Annotated in this window: 16 protein-coding genes; 7 read left to right on the forward strand and 9 right to left on the reverse strand. The window is 67.8% G+C overall.

Going from position 1 to position 17,942, the window contains the following annotated elements:
• Positions 1-6: 6 nt before the first annotated feature.
• The gene (locus NFH66_RS01265; RefSeq protein WP_349607708.1) at positions 7-300 is read right to left on the reverse strand and encodes a DUF2782 domain-containing protein; all 294 of its coding nucleotides are present in this window, start codon (positions 298-300) and stop codon (positions 7-9) included.
• A 157-nt stretch (positions 301-457) separates the two neighbouring features.
• On the opposite strand from NFH66_RS01265, the gene polA reads away from it, so the two are divergent.
• Positions 458-3,229, forward strand: coding sequence for a DNA polymerase I (gene polA / locus NFH66_RS01270; protein ID WP_349607710.1), 2,772 nt, complete (start codon positions 458-460; stop codon positions 3,227-3,229).
• Positions 3,230-3,291: 62 nt separating this feature from the next.
• On the opposite strand, the gene NFH66_RS01275 is transcribed toward polA, so the two are convergent.
• Entirely contained in the window at positions 3,292-4,320 is a 1,029-nt protein-coding gene (locus NFH66_RS01275; RefSeq protein ID WP_349611619.1) for a Fe(3+) ABC transporter substrate-binding protein, read from the reverse strand.
• A 215-nt stretch (positions 4,321-4,535) separates the two neighbouring features.
• Here NFH66_RS01275 and NFH66_RS01280 point away from each other — a divergent pair, with 215 nt between their 5' ends.
• Positions 4,536-5,708 carry an ABC transporter ATP-binding protein gene (locus tag NFH66_RS01280; protein ID WP_349607712.1) on the forward strand — a complete coding sequence of 391 codons (1,173 nt, stop codon included), beginning with the start codon at positions 4,536-4,538 and terminating at the stop codon, positions 5,706-5,708.
• On the opposite strand, the gene NFH66_RS01285 is transcribed toward NFH66_RS01280, so the two are convergent.
• From NFH66_RS01285 to dctP, 4 genes are all read right to left on the reverse strand, one after another.
• A complete protein-coding gene (locus NFH66_RS01285) occupies positions 5,625-7,202 on the reverse strand; it encodes an ABC transporter permease (RefSeq protein ID WP_349611621.1) in 1,578 nt (525 codons plus the stop codon). The two genes, NFH66_RS01280 and NFH66_RS01285, sit on opposite strands and share 84 nt — an antisense overlap.
• Positions 7,203-7,473: 271 nt before the next feature.
• Positions 7,474-8,802 carry a TRAP transporter large permease gene (locus tag NFH66_RS01290; RefSeq protein WP_349607714.1) on the reverse strand — a complete coding sequence of 443 codons (1,329 nt, stop codon included), beginning with the start codon at positions 8,800-8,802 and terminating at the stop codon, positions 7,474-7,476.
• Complete coding sequence (locus tag NFH66_RS01295) at positions 8,799-9,302, reverse strand: TRAP transporter small permease subunit (protein ID WP_349607716.1); 504 nt, start codon at positions 9,300-9,302, stop codon at positions 8,799-8,801. Before NFH66_RS01295 ends, NFH66_RS01290 begins: the two co-directional genes overlap by 4 nt.
• Positions 9,303-9,395: 93 nt before the next feature.
• Entirely contained in the window at positions 9,396-10,505 is a 1,110-nt protein-coding gene (gene dctP / locus NFH66_RS01300; protein WP_349607718.1) for a TRAP transporter substrate-binding protein DctP, read from the reverse strand.
• Between the two features lie 360 nt (positions 10,506-10,865).
• Between dctP and NFH66_RS01305 the strand changes: the two genes are divergently transcribed.
• Both NFH66_RS01305 and NFH66_RS01310 read left to right on the forward strand, forming a co-directional pair.
• Positions 10,866-13,046: a tRNA(Met) cytidine acetyltransferase TmcA gene (locus NFH66_RS01305; protein ID WP_349607720.1), complete on the forward strand. Its 2,181-nt coding sequence runs from the start codon at positions 10,866-10,868 to the stop codon at positions 13,044-13,046.
• A gap of 111 nt (positions 13,047-13,157) precedes the next feature.
• Positions 13,158-14,627, forward strand: coding sequence for an aminoacyl-histidine dipeptidase (locus NFH66_RS01310; RefSeq protein WP_349607722.1), 1,470 nt, complete (start codon positions 13,158-13,160; stop codon positions 14,625-14,627).
• A gap of 70 nt (positions 14,628-14,697) precedes the next feature.
• On the opposite strand, the gene NFH66_RS01315 is transcribed toward NFH66_RS01310, so the two are convergent.
• Entirely contained in the window at positions 14,698-15,171 is a 474-nt protein-coding gene (locus NFH66_RS01315) for a Dps family protein (RefSeq protein WP_349607724.1), read from the reverse strand.
• A 190-nt stretch (positions 15,172-15,361) separates the two neighbouring features.
• Positions 15,362-15,844 (reverse strand): HIT family protein, encoded by a 483-nt coding sequence (locus tag NFH66_RS01320; RefSeq protein ID WP_349607726.1) that lies wholly within the window; start codon positions 15,842-15,844, stop codon positions 15,362-15,364.
• A 180-nt stretch (positions 15,845-16,024) separates the two neighbouring features.
• Between NFH66_RS01320 and NFH66_RS01325 the strand changes: the two genes are divergently transcribed.
• The 3 genes from NFH66_RS01325 (at position 16,025) to NFH66_RS01335 (ending at position 17,391) form a co-directional block, all read left to right on the forward strand.
• Positions 16,025-16,771: a sulfite exporter TauE/SafE family protein gene (locus NFH66_RS01325; protein ID WP_349607728.1), complete on the forward strand. Its 747-nt coding sequence runs from the start codon at positions 16,025-16,027 to the stop codon at positions 16,769-16,771.
• Between the two features lie 67 nt (positions 16,772-16,838).
• Positions 16,839-16,970 carry an entericidin A/B family lipoprotein gene (locus NFH66_RS01330; protein ID WP_349607730.1) on the forward strand — a complete coding sequence of 44 codons (132 nt, stop codon included), beginning with the start codon at positions 16,839-16,841 and terminating at the stop codon, positions 16,968-16,970.
• A gap of 88 nt (positions 16,971-17,058) precedes the next feature.
• On the forward strand, positions 17,059-17,391 hold the full coding sequence (locus NFH66_RS01335; protein WP_349607732.1) for an I78 family peptidase inhibitor: 333 nt from the start codon (positions 17,059-17,061) through the stop codon (positions 17,389-17,391).
• Here NFH66_RS01335 and NFH66_RS01340 read toward each other — a convergent pair.
• The gene (locus tag NFH66_RS01340) at positions 17,388-17,897 is read right to left on the reverse strand and encodes an acyl-CoA thioesterase (protein ID WP_349607734.1); all 510 of its coding nucleotides are present in this window, start codon (positions 17,895-17,897) and stop codon (positions 17,388-17,390) included. The genes NFH66_RS01335 and NFH66_RS01340 overlap by 4 nt on opposite strands.
• Between the last annotated feature and the right edge of the window lie 45 nt (positions 17,898-17,942).

The following is a 17,942-nucleotide window of genomic DNA, read 5'->3' on the forward strand; positions in this document are numbered from 1 at the left end:
CTTTGTTCAGAAGGTCTTCAGCACCCATTCGGGCACGGCGATGCGGTCACCCTCCTGGCGTTCGAAGTTGCCGTCGCCGTCGTGGTCGACAAGGTAGTAGGAGGGGCCGGCAGAGGGGCGGATCTCGATGGCGTAGAGCTCGCCGTTGACGCGGTACTCGTGGATGGTGCGCTCCTCCTCCTGGCGGATGGTGATGTCCGGGGCCAGCGCCTCGTCGGACTGAGCCAGGGCCGGCAGGGCGGCAGTGAGGGAGAGCCCCACGGCCAGCAGCAGGGCGGTAAGCGAGCGAAGGACGTTCATGGTGACCTCCATGCCGCCAGGGGCGGTGAGATGATGTGCCTGTCCCCCAGTGTAAGGTGTCGTCGCCTTCGCGCCCACTGGTCGCGGCAAAACGGCCGCGCTATGCGTATCATGGTTGACCAGAATCACTCTCCGCTCAGCTTCAATGGATGCCTCCATGGCCGATACTCCCATCGTTCTCGTCGACGGTTCCTCCTACCTGTACCGCGCCTTCCACGCCCTGCCGCCGCTGACCACCTCCGAGGGCCTGCCCACCGGGGCGATCAAGGGCGTGCTCAACATGCTCAAGCGGTTGATCAAGGACTACCCCGACAGCCCAATGGCGGTGGTCTTCGATGCGCCGGGCAAGACCTTTCGCGACGAGCTGTTCGAGGAGTACAAGTCCCACCGGCCGCCGATGCCGGATGACCTGCGTGACCAGGTGCAGCCGCTGCACGACTGCGTAAGGGCGCTGGGCCTGCCGCTGCTGTGCATCGCGGGGGTCGAGGCCGATGACGTGATCGGCACCCTGGCCCGCCAGGCGACCGAGGCGGGCCGCGATGCGGTGATCTCCACCGGTGACAAGGACATGGCCCAGCTGGTCAATGCGCATATCACGCTGGTCAACACCATGAAGGACGAGACCCTCGACGTGGAGGGGGTGAAGGAGAAGTTCGGGCTGCCGCCCGAGATGATCATCGATTTCCTGGCGTTGATGGGAGACAAGGTGGACAACATCCCCGGGGTGCCGGGGGTGGGCGAGAAGACGGCGCTCGGCCTGTTGCAGGGCATGGCGGGCGGGCTCGATGCCATCTATGCTGACCTGGAGAGGGTCAAGGCGCTGGGATTCCGTGGCGCCAAGACGCTGCCCAAGAAGCTCGAGGAGCACCGCGACCAGGCCTTCCTCTCCTACCAGCTGGCCACGATCAAGACCGACTGCGAGCTGCCGGTGGGGCTCGACGACCTGGATATCGCCCATCCCGACCGCGAGGCGCTGCTCGAGCTCTATCGCCGGCTGGAGTTCCGGGCCTGGCTCGCCGAGCTGCTCGAGGGCAGGGACGAGGGGGGTGATGACGTCGCCGGTGGCGGCGCGGTTGCGGATGCGGATGCCGCCGAGGCGAGGGCGCCCGCCGGTGCCGCCGCCCGGGAGGATCATGTGATCCTGGAGCAGGCCGAGCTGGACGGCTGGCTCGAGCGACTGAAGGCGAGCGATGCCTTCTGCTTCGACCTGGAGACCACCAGCCTGAACTACATGGAGGCGCAGATCGTCGGCGTGGGGCTGGCGCTGGCGGCGGGGGAAGCCGCCTATATCCCGTTGGCCCACGACTACCTGGACGCCCCTGGGCAGCTCGACCGCGACGCCGTGCTCGCCGCCCTCAAGCCGCTGTTCGAGGACGCGACCAAGACCAAGATCGGCCAGAACCTCAAGTACGATATCTCGGTGCTGGCCGGCGCCGGCATCCGGGTCGCCGGTCCGCTTCAGGACACCATGCTGGAGTCCTATGTGCTCGACTCCACCGCCACCCGCCACGACATGGACTCACTGGCGCTGAAGTACCTGGGCGAGAGGACCACCTCCTTCGAGGAGGTCGCCGGCAAGGGGGCCAAGCAGCTCACCTTCAACCAGGTGGCCCTGGAGCAGGCCGTGCCCTACGCCTGCGAGGATGTCGATATCACCCTGCGCCTGCACCGCGAACTGCGCCCACGGCTGGATAAGGAGGGACGCCTGGCCGAGGTGCTGGAGGAGATCGAACTGCCGCTGATCCCGGTGCTCTCGCGGATGGAGCTGACCGGTGTGGCCCTGGACCCGCAGCGCCTGCACGAGCAGAGCCGAGAACTCGAGGTGAGGATCAACGAGCTGCAGGCGCGCGCCCACGAGCTGGCCGGCCGCGAGTTCAACCTGGGCTCGCCCAAGCAGCTCGGCCAGATCCTGTTCGAGGAGCAGCAGATCCCGGTGATCAAGAAGACCCCCAAGGGGGCGCCCTCCACCGCCGAGGCGGTGCTCGAGGAGCTGGCGCTGGACTACCCGCTGCCCAAGGTGATCATGGAGCACCGCGGCCTGGCCAAGCTCAAGTCCACCTATACCGACAAGCTGCCGCGGCTGGTCAACAAGGCAACTGGCAGGCTGCACACCAGCTATCACCAGGCGGTCACGGCGACCGGGCGGCTCTCCTCCAGCGACCCCAACCTGCAGAATATCCCCATCCGCACGGAAGAGGGCCGCAAGATCCGCCAGGCCTTCATCGCCCGGCCCGGCTATCGCATCGTCGCCGCCGACTACTCCCAGATCGAGCTGCGCATCATGGCCCACCTCTCCGAGGACAAGGGGCTGCTCGAGGCCTTCGCCGAGGGGCGCGACATCCACGCCGCCACCGCGGCCGAGGTGTTCGGGGTGGCGCTCGACAAGGTCTCGGGGGACCAGCGGCGCAGCGCCAAGGCGATCAACTTCGGCCTGATCTACGGCATGAGCGCCTGGGGGCTGTCGCGGCAGCTGCATATCGAGCGCAACCAGGCCCAGACTTGGATCGAGCGCTATTTCGATCGTTATCCTGGGGTGGCTCGCTATATGGAGCGCATCCGTACCCAGGCCGCCGAGGATGGCTTCGTCGAGACGGTATTCGGCCGGCGCCTCTACCTGCCGGAGATCCGCTCCCAGAACCGTGCCCGCCGCCAAGGCGCCGAGCGCACCGCCATCAACGCCCCCATGCAGGGCACCGCCGCGGACATCATCAAGCGCGCCATGATCGAGGTGGCCGCCTGGCTGGAAGAGGGCGAGATGGATGCCTGGATGGTGATGCAGGTCCACGACGAGTTGGTGTTCGAGGTGGCGGAAGGGCAGGTGGAGCGGTTCATCGAGCAGGTCAAGGCGCGCATGCAGGGCGCCGCCGAGCTCGAGGTGCCGCTGATCGTCGAGGCCGAGTCGGGGGCCAACTGGGACGAGGCCCACTGACCATCAAAAAAACGCCACCGCGGCTGCGGTGGCGTTTCGGGTTGAGGCGAGGGCCGAAAGGCTTAGCGCCAGCCGACGCGATCGAAGATCTTGATGGCCTCGGGGTTGTTCTCGCCCAGCTTGCTGATGTTCAGGCTGTCCTTCTTGAAGTTGCCCCAGGACTCCAGCACCGGGTTCTTCTTCACGCCCGCCACCACCGGGAACTCGTAGTTGCCGTTGGCGAAGATCTCCTGGGCGGTGTCGGAGGCCAGGAACTCGAGGAAGCGCACGGCATTCTCGTGGTTGGGAGCCCCTTCGACCACACCGGCGCCGCCGACGTTGATATGGGTGCCGCCATCGTCCTGGTTGGGGAAGATCACGCCGACCCGGCGGGCGGCCTCGCGGTCCGCTTCATCGTCGGAGTGCAGCAGGCGCACGTAGTAGTAGTGGTTGGCCACCGCCAGGTCGCACTCGCCGTTGGCCACGGCCTTGATCTGGTCGGTGTCGCCACCCGCGGGGTCGCGGGCCATGTTGGCCACCACGCCCTGGGCCCACTCCTCGGCACCCTCGGCGCCGTGATGCTCGATCAGCGAGGCGAGCAGCGACTGGTTGTAGATATTGTTCGAGGAGCGGATGCACACCTCACCCTCGAATCTCGGGTCGGCGAGTTCCTTGTAGCTGCCGATCTGGCTCGGGTCGAAGCTCTCGCGGTCGTAGAAGATGGCGCGGGCACGCTGGCTGAAGCCGAACCACAACCCCTCGGGATGACGCATGGCCTCCGGCAGGCGCTCGTTGAGCACCGCGGAGTCGACAGCCTGGAAGATGCCCTCCTGCTCGGCGCGCCACAGGCGGCCGGCGTCCACCGTGATCATCACGTCGGCGGGGCTGGCCACGCCCTCACGGGTGATGCGCTCGATCAGCTGATCCGAGTCGCCTTCCAGCAGGTTGACCTCGATGCCGGTCTCCTCGGTGAAGGCCTGGTAGAGCGCCGCGTCGGAGTCGTAGTGGCGCGCCGAGTAGATGTTCAACTCATCGGCGGAGGCGATGCTGGCGAAGGCGGAGCCGGCCAGCGCGACGGCGATGGGAGCGGCGAGACGAGCGTGCTTGATCATCATGACTTCGATGGCTCCTGATGGAGTGGAATGATAATACGTTGCATTACTGGTGCGCCTATTGAAGCCCCGCATATCGGCGACGTCAAGTGCTCAGGGGGAGATTTCTTGCGCTGAAGCAGGTAATTCGTTGAATGCGAGTCGCTTTCAAACGCATTAGCGCTCACGATCGGTTATGATGAGGGCAACTCCACCGACACGACGTCGAGGGCCCCATGAACCAGAAACTCCAGCAACCGCTCTCCTCCGCTGCACCGGCACTATCGATGCAGGGCATCCACCATGCCTTCGGCAGGCACGAGGTGGTGAAGGGCATCGACCTTGAAGTGCTGCCGGGCGAGGTCGTCTGCCTGCTGGGCCCCTCGGGCTGTGGCAAGACCACCCTGCTGCGCATCGCCGCAGGCCTCGAGACCCTGCAGCAGGGGCGAGTGGCCCTCGAAGGCAAGGAGGTGGCACGCTGCGGTGGGCATCATCTGCCGCCCGAAAAGCGCAGCGTCGGCCTGGCCTTTCAGGACTCCGCGCTCTTCCCGCACCTCTCGGTGCTGGAAAATGTCACCTTCGGGCTCAAGCACCTGCCGGTGGCGGCGCGCCGCCAGCGCGCCCTGGCACTGCTCGAACAACTGGGCATGGCGGCCCACGCCGAGAGCTATCCGCACATGCTCTCCGGCGGGCAGCAGCAACGTGTGGCCCTGGCCCGAGCCCTGGCGCCCGAGCCGGACCTGATGCTGCTCGACGAGCCCTTCTCCAGTCTCGATGCGCGACTGCGCGACCAGATCCGTGATGACACCCTGCACGTGCTCAAGAAGGTCGGGGCCGCCACCCTGCTGGTGACCCACGACCCGGAAGAGGCGATGTTCATGGCCGACCGCATCGCTCTGATGCGTGACGGTCATATCGTTCAGGTCGGTACGCCACGGGAGCTTTACTGCAACCCCAGCGATCCCTTCGTGGTGACCTTCTTCGGGGAGGTGAACGAACTCTCTGGAGTGGTGCGCGACGGCAAGGTACTGACGCCGGTGGGTATCGTGGATGCCGGCTGGCTGGCCGAGGGCACCACTGCACGGGTACTGGTGCGGCCGGAGGCGCTGCAGGTGGCGCGGTTGGACGCGCCGGCCGAAGCGCACAGTCACAGCCATATCGTCATGGCCAAGCTGCTGGGGCGCAGCAGCCTGCTGCATATCTGTGCTCATGACTCTGACGGCGATGAAGCCCATATCCATGCGCGGGTGCCGGGTGTCTTCCTGCCCGCCGAGGGCCAGCCCGTCACCCTGCGGCTGGACCCCTCCCAGGTATTTGTCTTTCCCTCACTTCCCGCCGGGGCGCGAGCGGCGCATGGCCAGGCTGAGCAGAATCACCGGGACTATGCCTACCACCACGATGGCCAGTGAGGCCGTCGAGGCCTCGGCGAGTCGCTCGTCGGCCGCCAGGCTGTGAGCGCGTACCGCCAGGGTATCGAAGTTGAAGGGGCGCAGGATGATGGTTGCCGGCAGCTCCTTCATCACATCCACGAAGACCAGAATGCAGGCCGCCAGCAGGCTGCCACGCATGATCGGGGTGTGCACCCGCTTGAGGGTACCGGTCGCGGTCTGACCCAGGGTGCGTGAGGCGGCGTCCATGCTCGGGGTCACCTTGCCCAGGCTCGCCTCCACGGCATTGAACGACACCGCCAGGAAACGCACCACGTAGGCGTAGATCAGGATGAATGCCGAGCCACTGAAGATCAGCCCGATCACCTCGCCACGCTGCTCGAGCAACCAGGTGTTGATGGTGTTGTCCAGCCAGGCGAAGGGGATCAGGATGCCCACCGCCACCACCGAGCCCGGAATCGCATAACCCATGGCCGAGATCCGCGTGGCGGTGCGCGTCAGCCGCGTATCGTTGAGGCGCACCCCGTAGCTGAGCACCATCGCCAGGGTTACCGCGATCAGTGCGGCGATGGTTGCCAGCACCAGGCTGTTGCGGGCATAGCCGATGAAGGCGGTGCCGAACAGCGAATCGCCCTGTGCGATGGCCAGCGCGGCGAGGATGCCGCTGGGAATCAGGAACCCCCCCAGGATCGGCAGCAGGCAGGCCAGGAAGGCGCCCGCCGAGGCCCAGCCACCGAGCCGGTACTCCGGCAACTGCTGATAGCGGCTGGAGGTGTGGAAGTAGCGCCGCTTGCCCCGCGACCAGCGTTCCAGCAGCACCAGGGCGATCACGAAGGCCAGCAGGCAGGCGGCCAGCTGGGCGGCGGCGACCTGCTCGCCGAGGCCGAACCAGGTGCGGTAGATGCCGGTGGTGAAGGTGTCCACGCCGAAGTACTGCACCGCACCGAATTCGTTCAGGGTCTCCATTAGTACCAGCGATACGCCGCCCACCAGGGCAGGGCGCGACAGCGGTATGGCCACGCTGCAAAACAGCTGCCAAGGCCCTCGCCCCAGGGTGCGTCCCACATCCAGCATGCACACCGACTGCTCCATGAAGGAGGCGCGGGCCAGCAGGTAGACATAAGGGTAGAGCACCAGGGAGATCAGCGTCGCCGCCCCGCCCAGCGAACGGACCTCGGGAAACCAGTAGTCGCCGAAGCGCCAGCCGAACAGCTCGCGCAGCCACCCCTGCAGGGGGCCCGAGAACTGCAGGAAGTCGGTGTAGGCGTAGGCGATCACGTAGGTGGGCACGGCCAGTGGCAGCAGCAGCGCCCACTCGAACAGCCGCCTGCCCGGGAAGCGGCACATCACCACCAGCCAGGCGGTGCCGGTGCCGATCACCAGGGTGCCGAGCCCCACTGTGACCACCAGGAACAGGGTGTTGATCAGGTAGCGCGGCAGCACCGTGCTGGCCAGATGCTGCCAGACGCCACCGGAGGGCATCAGGATGTGCGCCAGCACCGCCAGTACCGGCATTGCCACGATCAGGGCGACCCAGAGCAGCAGAGCGGTCCAGGGGGTGAAAGAGGGAATCGCCCGGCGCGACAGGGCGGGCAGGTCACCGCTGGAGGGTCGAGACAAGGGAAGGCTCCTGGCAGGCGCGGAAAGGCAAATGCGAGACGTTGACGACGGCAAATGGTATCAGTTGCGCCCGGTCGCTGCAGCCAACTTCGGCTGACCGGTGTCAACACGACGACGCCCGCCGTCATATGGCGGCGGGCGTCGAGTCGCGGACTGCTCGGAGGGGTCAGTAGCCGAGCAGCATCGCCGGCAGGCCGGTGATCAGCACCGGGAAGAAGGCCATCAGCACGCAGGCCAGCACGATCAGCGCCACGAAGGGAATGACCGCACGATAGAGGTCGATGATCTCCACCCCGGGCGGCGCCACCCCCTTGAGGTAGAAGAGTGCATAGCCGAACGGCGGTGTCAGGAAGGAGGTCTGCAGTACCACGGCGACCATCACCACGAACCACAGCATGTCCACGCCCATGCTGTCGACGATGGGCAGCATGATCGGGAAGCTGAGCAGCACGATGCCGGTCCAGTCCAGGAACATGCCCAGGATGAACACCAGGAACAGCATCAGGATCAGCGCCCCGACGGTGCCGCCGGGCATCGCCGTCACCACCTCATGGATCACGTCCATGCCGCCGCCGATGGAGAACACGCCGGTGAAGGCGGTCGCCCCCACCACCACCAGCATCACCATGGTGGTGGTCTTGCTGGCCTCGATCAGGGTGCGATAGCAGGTCGAGGCCTTGCGGTCGCCGAAGATCAGGAACAGCAGGAAGGCGATGAAGACCCCGATGGCCGAGGCCTCGGTGGCGGTGGCGATGCCCAGGAACAGCGAGCCCAGCACGCCGAGGATCAGCGACATGGGCGGCAGCACATACTTGCCGAGCATGATCAGCAGCTCGCCGGTCGAGGTCTCGGCGCGCTCCGCGGCCGGCACGGCGGGGCCATAGCTGGGCTTGATGAAGCAGATGATCAGCACGTAGAGCGCGTACATGGTGCCCAGCATCACCCCTGGCACCAAGGCACCGGCGAACAGCGCGCCCACCGAGACCGGCGAGTAACTGGCCATCAGGATCAACATGATGCTGGGCGGGATCAGGATGCCCAGGCAGCCGCTGGCCATGATCACCCCGGTGCTCAGCTCCTTGTTGTAGGAGTACTTGAGCATCGGCACCAGGGCGATCATGCCCATCACCGCGATGGAGGCACCGACGATGCCGGTGGTGGCGGCCAGCAGCACCGATACGATGACCACGGTGAGCGCCAGGCCGCCGCGCAGGTTGGCCAGCAGCAGGCGCATGGTGTCGAACATCTTCTCGGTGACACCGGAGTCATTGAGAAAGCGTGCCATCAGCACGAACAGGGGGATGGCCACCAGGACATAGTTGTCCATGGAATTGCCGTAGATGTTGTTGATCAGGATGCCGAGGGTCTTGGCGCCGGGACCGAGCCAGGCGCCGAGCACGGCGACGCCGCCCAGCACGAAGGCCAGCGGATGGCCCATGAACAGGCCGACCAACAGGCCGCTGAACATGAACAGGGTGAGCATCTCGGGGCTCATGCGGCGGCCTCCTTGCGCAGTTCGCCGAAGGCGCGGATGACGATGGCGATGGCCTGCAGCAGCAGCAGCACGGCGGCCACCACGATCACGCCCTTCACCGGGTAGACCGGGATGGACATCATGCCGTAGGTGGTCTCGCCGCGGCTGAAGGAGCGCTCGAAGAAGGCCCAGCCGAAGGTCAGCAGCATCCAGATGAAGGGCACGAAGAAGAGCAGGTAGCCGAGCAGTTCCAGGGTGGCCTGCTTGCGGCGGGAGAGCAGGCGCTTGAGGACGTCGACCTCGACGTGGGCATGATGGCGCAGGCCGAAGGCGGCCATCAGCATGAAATGGGCGCCGAACAGCATCTTGGTGACATCGAAGGCCCAGTCGCTGGGGCGGCCGATGAAGAAGCGGGCGGCGATATCATAGATCACGATCAGCGTGATCACGGCAAGCAGCGGGGCGATCAGGCGGCCGAACCCCTCGTTGAGGGCATCGATGGCCCTGGCAATGGCGTTCATGGTGAGGCTCTCGGAAACAGGCAAGTCAGACGAAAGGCGGCGCCAGGGGCGCCGCAGGGAAGCCGGGTCCCGAGGGCCCGGCGGTTTTCCCGGTTACTGGTTCATGCAGGCCTCGAGCTCTTCCAGGGACGGCAGGTTGTCCATGGTGCGGCTCATGTTGAAGGGCACGGTCACGTCACGCCAGTTGGCGTAGTGCTCCAGGTAGCTGACCATGGAGTGGTAGACCTTGGCGTGCATCGGATCCTCGCAGGCACCCTGCAGGATGACCTCGTTGGTGACCTCCTGGATGCGTGCCAGGTCCTCATCGGACAGATGGTTGATCGTCATGCCTTCGTCCTTGAACTTGACGGTGGCATCGGTGGAGCCTCGCTCGGACCAGGCCAGCGACCAGGCCATGGTGGCCTCGGCGGCGATCTTCAGCTTCTCCTGGGTCTCCTCCGAGAGGGCGTCCCAGGCGTCCTTGTTGATCATCACGCCGAACACGCTGGCGGACTGGTGCCAGCCCGGGGTGGACCAGTAGTCGGCGACCTCGCCGAAACCGGCCTTGTAGTCGACCCCCGGGGTGGAGAACTCACCGGCGTCGATCACGCCGCGCTCGATGGCCTGGTAGACCTCGCCGCCGGCCAGGGTGACCTGGGAACCACCGAGCTTCTCGAGCACGCGGCCCTGGTCGCGGCCGGAGAGACGCAGACGCTTGCCCTCGAGGTCGGCGATGCTCTCGATGGGGGTGCCGCCCATGAAGCCGGACTCGTTGTTGGTGATCCCGTAGGGCAGGTAGACCATGTCGTATTCGCCATAGACTTCCTGATACAGCTCGAAGCCTCCCCACTGGTTGATCCAGTTGAGGTAGTCGACACCGTTGAACAGGCTGGTGGTGGTGGCCAGCGGCGAGAATGCCGGGCTCAGGCCTGCCCAGTAGCCGGGCCAGTCGGCGGCGGCCTCGATGGCGCCGGTCTGGGTCGCGTCGAATACTTCACTGCCGGGCATCAGGGTGCCACCGGCGCGGAAATCGATGGTCAACTCGTCGCCAGCTAGCTTGTTGACCAGCTCTACCCAGTGGCGGTCCATCTGGATCAGGTCCAGGTTGTCCGGCCAGGTGGAGGTCATGGTCCACTCTTCCTGGGCTTGGGCAGTGGTGCTCAGCGTGGCCAGGGCCACGCCGGCGGCCAGGCCAGTGAGTGTGAAGGTGCGTAGTGCTTTCATGTTCTTCTCCCTTCGGTTCTGAGCAGGCGGCGGCGCTGATCGGTGCCCGCCGAATAATGTCGGGTTGCGGCAGCCGTTGCATGTCGCATTGGCAGATCCGCAACTACGGCCCCAAGCTAGCATGCTATTGACGCGCGCGACGATCGCGTTGCCATGACGGCGCCGGCTCCCGGCGGTAGGGTGACGATACCGGTGACAGGGTCGTGCGGGCGCGCGGAATTGAAGAAAAAGTGCTTTCTTATCAGCTAATTGAATTAGGTTTACGTTTACGTCAAGGTTGCGTTGCGGGTGATTTTCAGCGTTGAATGCCGCATCGTCATAAGACCAAAGTGCTAGCGGCGCGATGCCAGGAGTGGGGCGATGACCCGCACAGGGGGAGCAGTAGCGAGGGGGCGGAGCGAGGCGGTACGCGCGCTGCTGGCCCATGCCAGGCGACTCGGTCGCCGTCGCTGGCGGGGGCTTGTGTGGCTGCAGGGGACGCCGCAGGCGTGTCGCGGGGCCGCCGGCGCGCTGTGGCTGGCCGGCGCCTGGCGCTCCCCCCTCTGGGTAGCGCCCGAGGCGCCTGGGCAGGTCGAGTGCGCGCACTGGCTGGCGCCCGCCCGGGCTCGCACCCGCCTGGGGGGCGAGCATGATCTGCTGGTGGTCGACGCCGTCTCCTGCGGGGCTGGCCTCGATCCCGACGCGGTCGCCGCCCTGGCCGGCACACTGCGTGCTGGGGGCCTGCTGGTGCTGATGACCCCGCCCGACTGGGGCGCGCGCCCCGACGCCGACTACGCCCGCCTGGCCGAGCACCCCTGGCGCCCCGAGGCGCTCACCAGCCGCTACCTGGCCAGGCTGGCGCGGCTGCTCTCGGCCGCCGGCGAGGTGATTCGCTGGCGCACCGGGCAGCTGCCACGCCTGCCCAGGCTGCCCGTCCGCGAGGCGGCCCCCGGGGGAGCGGTGGCCGACAGTGACTGCCTGACCGACGACCAGGCCCGGGCGGTGGCGCGGCTGGGCCGCCTGCGTCGCCGTCGCCCCCTGGTGATCACCGCCGACCGCGGCCGCGGCAAGAGCGCCGCCCTGGGGATCGCCTGCGCCCGCTGGCTCGCCGCCGGCGAGCCCGAGGTGCTGGTCACCGCCCCGCGCCCGGCGGCAGTGGAGCGCCTCTTCGAGCGGCTGGCGGCGCTCTGTCCCCACGGCGAACGGCGGGGTGGTGCCTTCGTCACCGGGCGCGGCACGGTACGCTTCGTGGCACCCGATGCACTGGCCGAACTCACCCGGACCGGCGATGCTGGCGGTGCCGGCCGGCTGCTGCTGGTGGACGAGGCGGCGGCGATCCCCGCCGGGTTGCTCGGCGAGTGGCTCGATGCCTTCCCGCGGATTGCCTTCGCGACCACCGTGCACGGCTACGAGGGCTCCGGCCGCGGCTTCGCTTTGCGCTTTCGCGAGCGCCTCGAGCGCGTCACCCCGGAGTGGCGCGGCCTGCACCTGGCCGCCCCGATCCGCTGGGCGGCCGATGACCCACTGGAACCGCTGCTCCATCGCCTGCTGATGCTGGATGCCGAACCACCGGCGCCCTCGGTTCGGGCCAGTGGCGACCCGCGGCGGCTGTCCCGGGAGGCCCTGGCCGCCGATGAGCCACGCCTGCGCGCCCTGTTTGGCCTGCTGGTGCAGGCCCACTACCGCACTACGCCGAGCGACCTGCGCCTGCTGTTGGACGGTCCGGGCCTCTCGATAACGGCCCTGGAGGCGGGGGGGGCGCCCCTGTCGGTGGCACTCACCACCGACGAGGGGGGCTTCGATGCGGCACTCGCCGAGCGCGTGGCCCGCGGCGAGCGCCGCCCGCGTGGTCACCTGATGGCCCAGTCCCTGGCTGCCCACGCCGGCGCCAGGGAGGCGCTGACCGGTCGCCTGCGCCGGGTGGTGCGCATCGCCGTGGCCCCCGAGTTCCGTCGCGAGGGGCTGGGCCAGGCGTTGATCGAGGCGGAGCTTGCCCGGGCGCACGCCGACGGCTGCGACCTGCTTGGCGCCAGTTTCGGTGCCGAGCCGGGGCTGGTCGCCTTCTGGCGGCGCCTGGGGTTTCGCGTGGTGCGCCTGGGCCTGAGCCGGGAGACCGCCACCGGCGAGCACGCCCTGATGGTGGCGCGGGCCACCGGCGAGGACGGCGAGCGCCTGCTGACGGCGCTGACCGCCCGCTTCCAGCGCGCGCTGCCGGGCCTGCTCGCCTTCGAGCTGCGCGACCTGGCGCCGGAAGTCGCCGCCGCACTGCTGGCGGAGGGCGATGCCCCGGCCCCGGCCGACGACGATCGCCGCGATGCCGAGGATGTGGCCGCCGGCCACCGCGAGCCGGGGCTGGCGCGGCCGGCGCTGCAGGCGCTGGTGCGTCACGCCCTGGCCCGCGGCGTGCTTCCCGACGATGCCGACCTGGCGCTGCTGGTGGCCTGGAGCTTCCAGGGCCTCGCCAGCGAGGCCCTGGCTCGGCGCCTCGGCGTATCGGGTCGACGCCAGGCCACCGCTCGGCTGCGCCAGGCGGTAGGGGGGCTGTTGCAGGAGTTGGCATGACTCTCAGCGAAGGTCTGCCGGCGGAAAAGCTCTGAGCACTCGAAACTGGCCACCGCTTCCCCTGCCGCAGCGGGCTGAGTAAGGTAGACCGGTCAATCAGGAAGGATCCCCATGAACGAACATCTCGACCGGCTCGCGCCGCAGCCGCTGTGGCGCCACTTCCGCACCCTCTGCGAGACCCCGCGTCCCTCCGGCCACGAGGCCGCCCTGGCGGCTCGCCTCGAAGCCTGGGCCGACGCCCAGGGGCTGGCGCATGCGCGTGATGCCTTCGGCAACCTGCTGATCCGCAAGCCCGCGACCCCGGGCCGCGAGGACGCCCCGGGGGTGATCTTCCAGGGCCACCTCGACATGGTGCCCCAGGCCAACAGTGATCACCCCCACGACTTCACCCGCGACCCCATCGAGACCCGCCTCGGCGACGACGGCTGGCTGCGCGCCAGCGGTACCACCCTGGGCGCCGACAACGGCCTCGGCGTGGCCGCCGCCCTGGCGATCCTCGAGGCCGACGATCTCGAACACGGCCCGCTGGAGGCGCTCTTCACCCTGGAGGAGGAGTCCGGCATGGGCGGGGCGCTCAACCTCGACGAGGAGTGGCTCACCGGGCGCTACCTGCTCAACCTCGACTCCGAGGATCGCGGTGAGGTGTTCATCGGCTGCGCCGGCGGCACCGACGTGGTGGTGGAGGCTCAGTTGCCGACCGCGGCCATGGCCGACGGCGAGGTAGCACTGCGCCTCTCGTTGACCGGCCTGCGCGGCGGCCACTCGGGGATCGATATCCACAAGGGACTAGGCAACGCCAACCGCTTGCTGGTCCGCGCCCTGCGTGCCCTGGAGCGCTTCGATGCGCGCCTGGCGAGCTATCAGGGTGGCACCCTGCGCAATGCGCTGACGCGGGAGGCCTTCGCCGTGGTGGCGCTGCCCGAAGAGGAGCGCGAGGCCGCCGTGGCCGAAGTGGTGGCCCTCGAGGCCACCCTGCGCGACGAGTTGGCCGGTGTCGATGACGCCCTGGCCCTGACCCTGGATGCCTGCGAGGTACCCGCCGACGAGCCACTCACCGCCCAGGCGACCCACCTGCTGCTGGCGGCCCTGCACGCCGCGCCCTGCGGCGTGGAGCGCATGAGTCAGGAGGTGCCCGGTGTGGTGGAGACCTCCAACAACCTCGGCGTGGTCAGCCTCGCCCGGGGGCGCTTCCAGCTCGGCGCGCTGGTGCGTTCGCTGCGCGACAGCGCCACCCGGGACCTGGCCGACCGCCTGCGCGCCCTGTTCGAGCTGATCGGCGCCCGGGTGCGCATCGAGAACGGCTACCCGGGCTGGACCCCACAGCCGGGCAGCGAGCTGCTGTCGCGTTTCCAGCGCGTGCATCGCGAGCGGTTGGGCAGCGACCCGGCGGTCAAGGTGATCCATGCCGGGCTGGAGTGCGGGATTCTCGGCGGCAAGTATCCTGAACTGGAGATGATCTCCTTCGGGCCGCTGATTCGCGGCGCTCACTCGCCGGACGAGCGGGTCGAGGTCGCCTCGGTGGAGGAGTTCTGGACGCTGCTGTGCGCCCTGGTGGAGGACCTGGCCCGCCCCGCGGCCTGAATGCCGGGCGCCAGAAACGACGCCGCCGGGCTTAGGGCCCGGCGGCGTCATGAGAGTAGTCCGTTTCGGATCAGGCCAGGTAGCTGGCCAGCATCCATACGGTCTTCTCCTGCTCGCGGATATAGTCGCCCGCCTGGGCGGCGGTGCCCTCGTCGTCGGCATCCGAGGCCAGCGAGAGGATCTCGCGCTGCAGCTCGATCAACACCTGGTAGCCCGCCAGCACGCCCTCGACACAGGCCTTGCCGTCCGAGACGCTCTTGTCCTCCTTGATACGCGAGATCTCCACGTAGTCGCTGTAGGCGTGCAGGGGCTGGTGACCCAGGGTGAGGATGCGCTCGGCGACCTCGTCGACCTTGGTCAGCAGGTCGGTATAGAGCTCCTCGAACTTCTCGTGCAGCTGGAAGAACTGCGGACCCTTCACATTCCAGTGGTAGCCGCGCACGTTCATGTAGAAGACCTGGTAGTTGGCCAGCAGCTCGTTGAGCCTCTCGGCCAGCTGGCTGGTGCTGCCCGTGTGCAGGCCGATACGGTTGGTGTCGCTCATGCGAATGTCTCCTTGGTCGCGTGGGTATCCATGTTGACCGTGCCGCCACCCGGCGGCCAGCGAAATCTGGCCATCGGGATCATAGCCGTGCTGCATGACATCTTGGCGCGCGAGGCCGATTTCAAGTGCCTGGCATCCCCGCTGGCGCCGGATAGCCCCGCTGGCGCTGGATAGCCCCGCTGGCGTGCGATCAGCGGCCGGCTTGCGGGGCCGAAAGCGGCTGGGTAGACGCCGCTTCGGGGGCCGCCTCGGCGCGCAGGTCCAGTCCCTCGAGCATCGCCAGCACGCGGTCACGCATGGCGGCCAGGGCGTCGAGATCGTAGGGCGTCGCCTCGCCCTGGCCCCACACCGGTCCCGGCCAGGCCGCATCCCCCTCGCGGCGCAGCACCAGGTGCAGGTGCAGCTGGGGCACCATGTTGCCCAGGCTCGCCACGTTGAGCTTGTTGGCCCCCATCAGCGTCTTGAAGGCGCGGCCGATCCGGCCCGCCTCCCGCCACAGCTGCTGCTGCTGTGCCTCACTCAGCTCGAAGAGCTCGCTGACCCCGTGTTGCCGGGGGATCAGCAGCAGCCAGGGGAAGCGGGTATCGTTCATCAACCGCAGCTGGCACAGCGGCAGTTCGGTGACCGGGTAGCTGTCTTCCACCAGGCGGGGGTCAGGCTCGAAGTGGTCCATCAGGGCTCTCCGGGGTAATCAACGACGGTATCGCCTGCCTGGCATCATGCCACAGAAGCGCTGGCATAGAACTGCTGGCATAGAACTGCTGGCATAGAACCGCTGGCTAGAGCCGCCGGGAGTTTTCCCCGGCTGCCCGGGCGGCTAAGCTGTGCAGCCCGACCCCGAAAGGATGCTCCCATGACCCTGCTCGAGGCGCTGGCCCTGCTGCTGATCGGTACGCTGGCCGGCTTCATCAACGTGCTCTCCGCTGGCGGCTCCATGCTCACCTTGCCGCTGCTGATGTTCCTGGGGCTGCCGCCCCAGGAGGCCAACGGCACCAACCGCGTCTCCATCGCGTTGCAGAGCGTCTCGGCGGTCTACAACTTCTTCCGCGCAGGGGCGCGCCATGTGGGCCTCTCGCTGCGCCTCTCGGTGCCGGCAGTGGTGGGCTCGCTGGTCGGGGCCTGGATGGCCCTGCGCACTGGCGATGCCCTGTTCGAGGCGATCCTGATCGTGGTGATGGCGGGCTCGGCGTTGCTGATGCTGCTGCCCCAGCCGCGCCTGGACACCCGCCCGCTGACCCCCGAGCGGCTGACGCCGGCGGTCTACCTGGCGATGTTCGCCATCGGCCTCTATGGCGGCTTCATCCAGGTAGGGGTGGGCATCCTGTTCATCGTGGTGCTGTATCGCATGCTGAAGATTGACCTGGCCCAGGTAAATGTCTTCAAGGTGCTGATTGTGCTGGTCTATACTCTGCCGGCGCTGGCGCTCTTCCTGGTCAACGACCAGGTGCGCTGGGGCTATGGCCTGCTGCTGGCGGCGGGCAGCATGACCGGGGCCTGGCTGGCGGTGAAGGTCAACGTCAGCCCGCGCGGGGCCTTCGTGGTCAAGTGGCTCACCGTGGCGGTGATCGCGGCGATCATCCTGCGCTTGCTGCTCGGATAGGGCAGCGCTTGCCGGTAGCTGCTAAATTACCTCGTGCAACACTCCCAACCCGCAAGGAGGTAGCCCCATGAAACGAACACTGGCGATGCTGATGGCGACCCTGTTCGCCGTTTCGCTGCTCTCCGGCTGCAACACCATCCGTGGTGCCGGCCAGGATATCGAGCGGGGCGGCGAAGCGGTCCAGGACGCCGCGTCCTGAGCCGGATAGCGGCAGGGCGAGCGCCAGTGCGGCCAGGCCGCGCCGGCGCTGCCTTTCTTTCATTTCGTGATGACAGGGAGCACAAGGCATGAGGGAGAGATGCTGGTACCCGTTGGGGCTCGGCCTGGCGCTGCTGCTGGCGGGCTGCGCTGGGCCGAACACGGCGCCGGGCCCGGAGCCTGAGCGGGCCCCGCCGCCGCCTCGGGTGGCGGACGGTGACGCCTGCGGTGCCGAGCGCGTCCAGGACCACATCGGGCGTGCCCATGACGCGGCGCTGGGCGAGGCCATCCGCGCCGAGAGCGGGGCGGCGAGCATGCGCGTGGTGCGCCCCGGTGAGGCGGTGACTCTCGACTACCGGGCGGATCGCCTCAACGTGCGTCTCGACGCGGATGGCATCATCGCCGAGATCGTCTGCGGCTAAGGCTCCTCGGCGCCGTGCTCGGCCTGGGTGCGGCGCTCCTCCTCCTCGGCCTGCTTGCGCAGCTTCTTGCGCAACGCGGCCTTCTCGAAGCGCAGCTTCTGCATTTTTGTCTCCAGCGCCAGCGGCGGTACCGGGGCCGGCTTGCCGTCGCCGTCTACCGCCACCATGGTCAGGTAGCAGCTGTTGGTGTGGCGGATCAGCTTGTGCTGGATGTCCTCGGCCACCACCTTGATGCCGATCTCCATGGAGGAGCGTCCGACATGGTTGACGCAGGCCAGGAAGGTGACCAGTTCGCCGACGTGGATCGGCTGCTTGAACAGTACCTGGTCCACCGAGAGGGTGACCACGTAGTGTCCCGAGTAGCGGCTAGCGCAGGCGTAGGCGACCTCGTCGAGCTTCTTGAGGATGGCGCCGCCGTGCACCTTGCCGCTGAAGTTGGCCATGTCCGGGGTCATCAGCACGGTCATCGAGAGCTCATGCTGGCCGGGCAGGGGGTGGGCGTCCATGGGTGGTCTCCTCGTAGGTTATCCACAGCATAACGCCTTGCCCCA

The sequence above is a fragment of the Halomonas sp. H10-9-1 genome (assembly GCF_040147005.1).
Taxonomy (GTDB): Bacteria; Pseudomonadota; Gammaproteobacteria; order Pseudomonadales; family Halomonadaceae; genus Halomonas.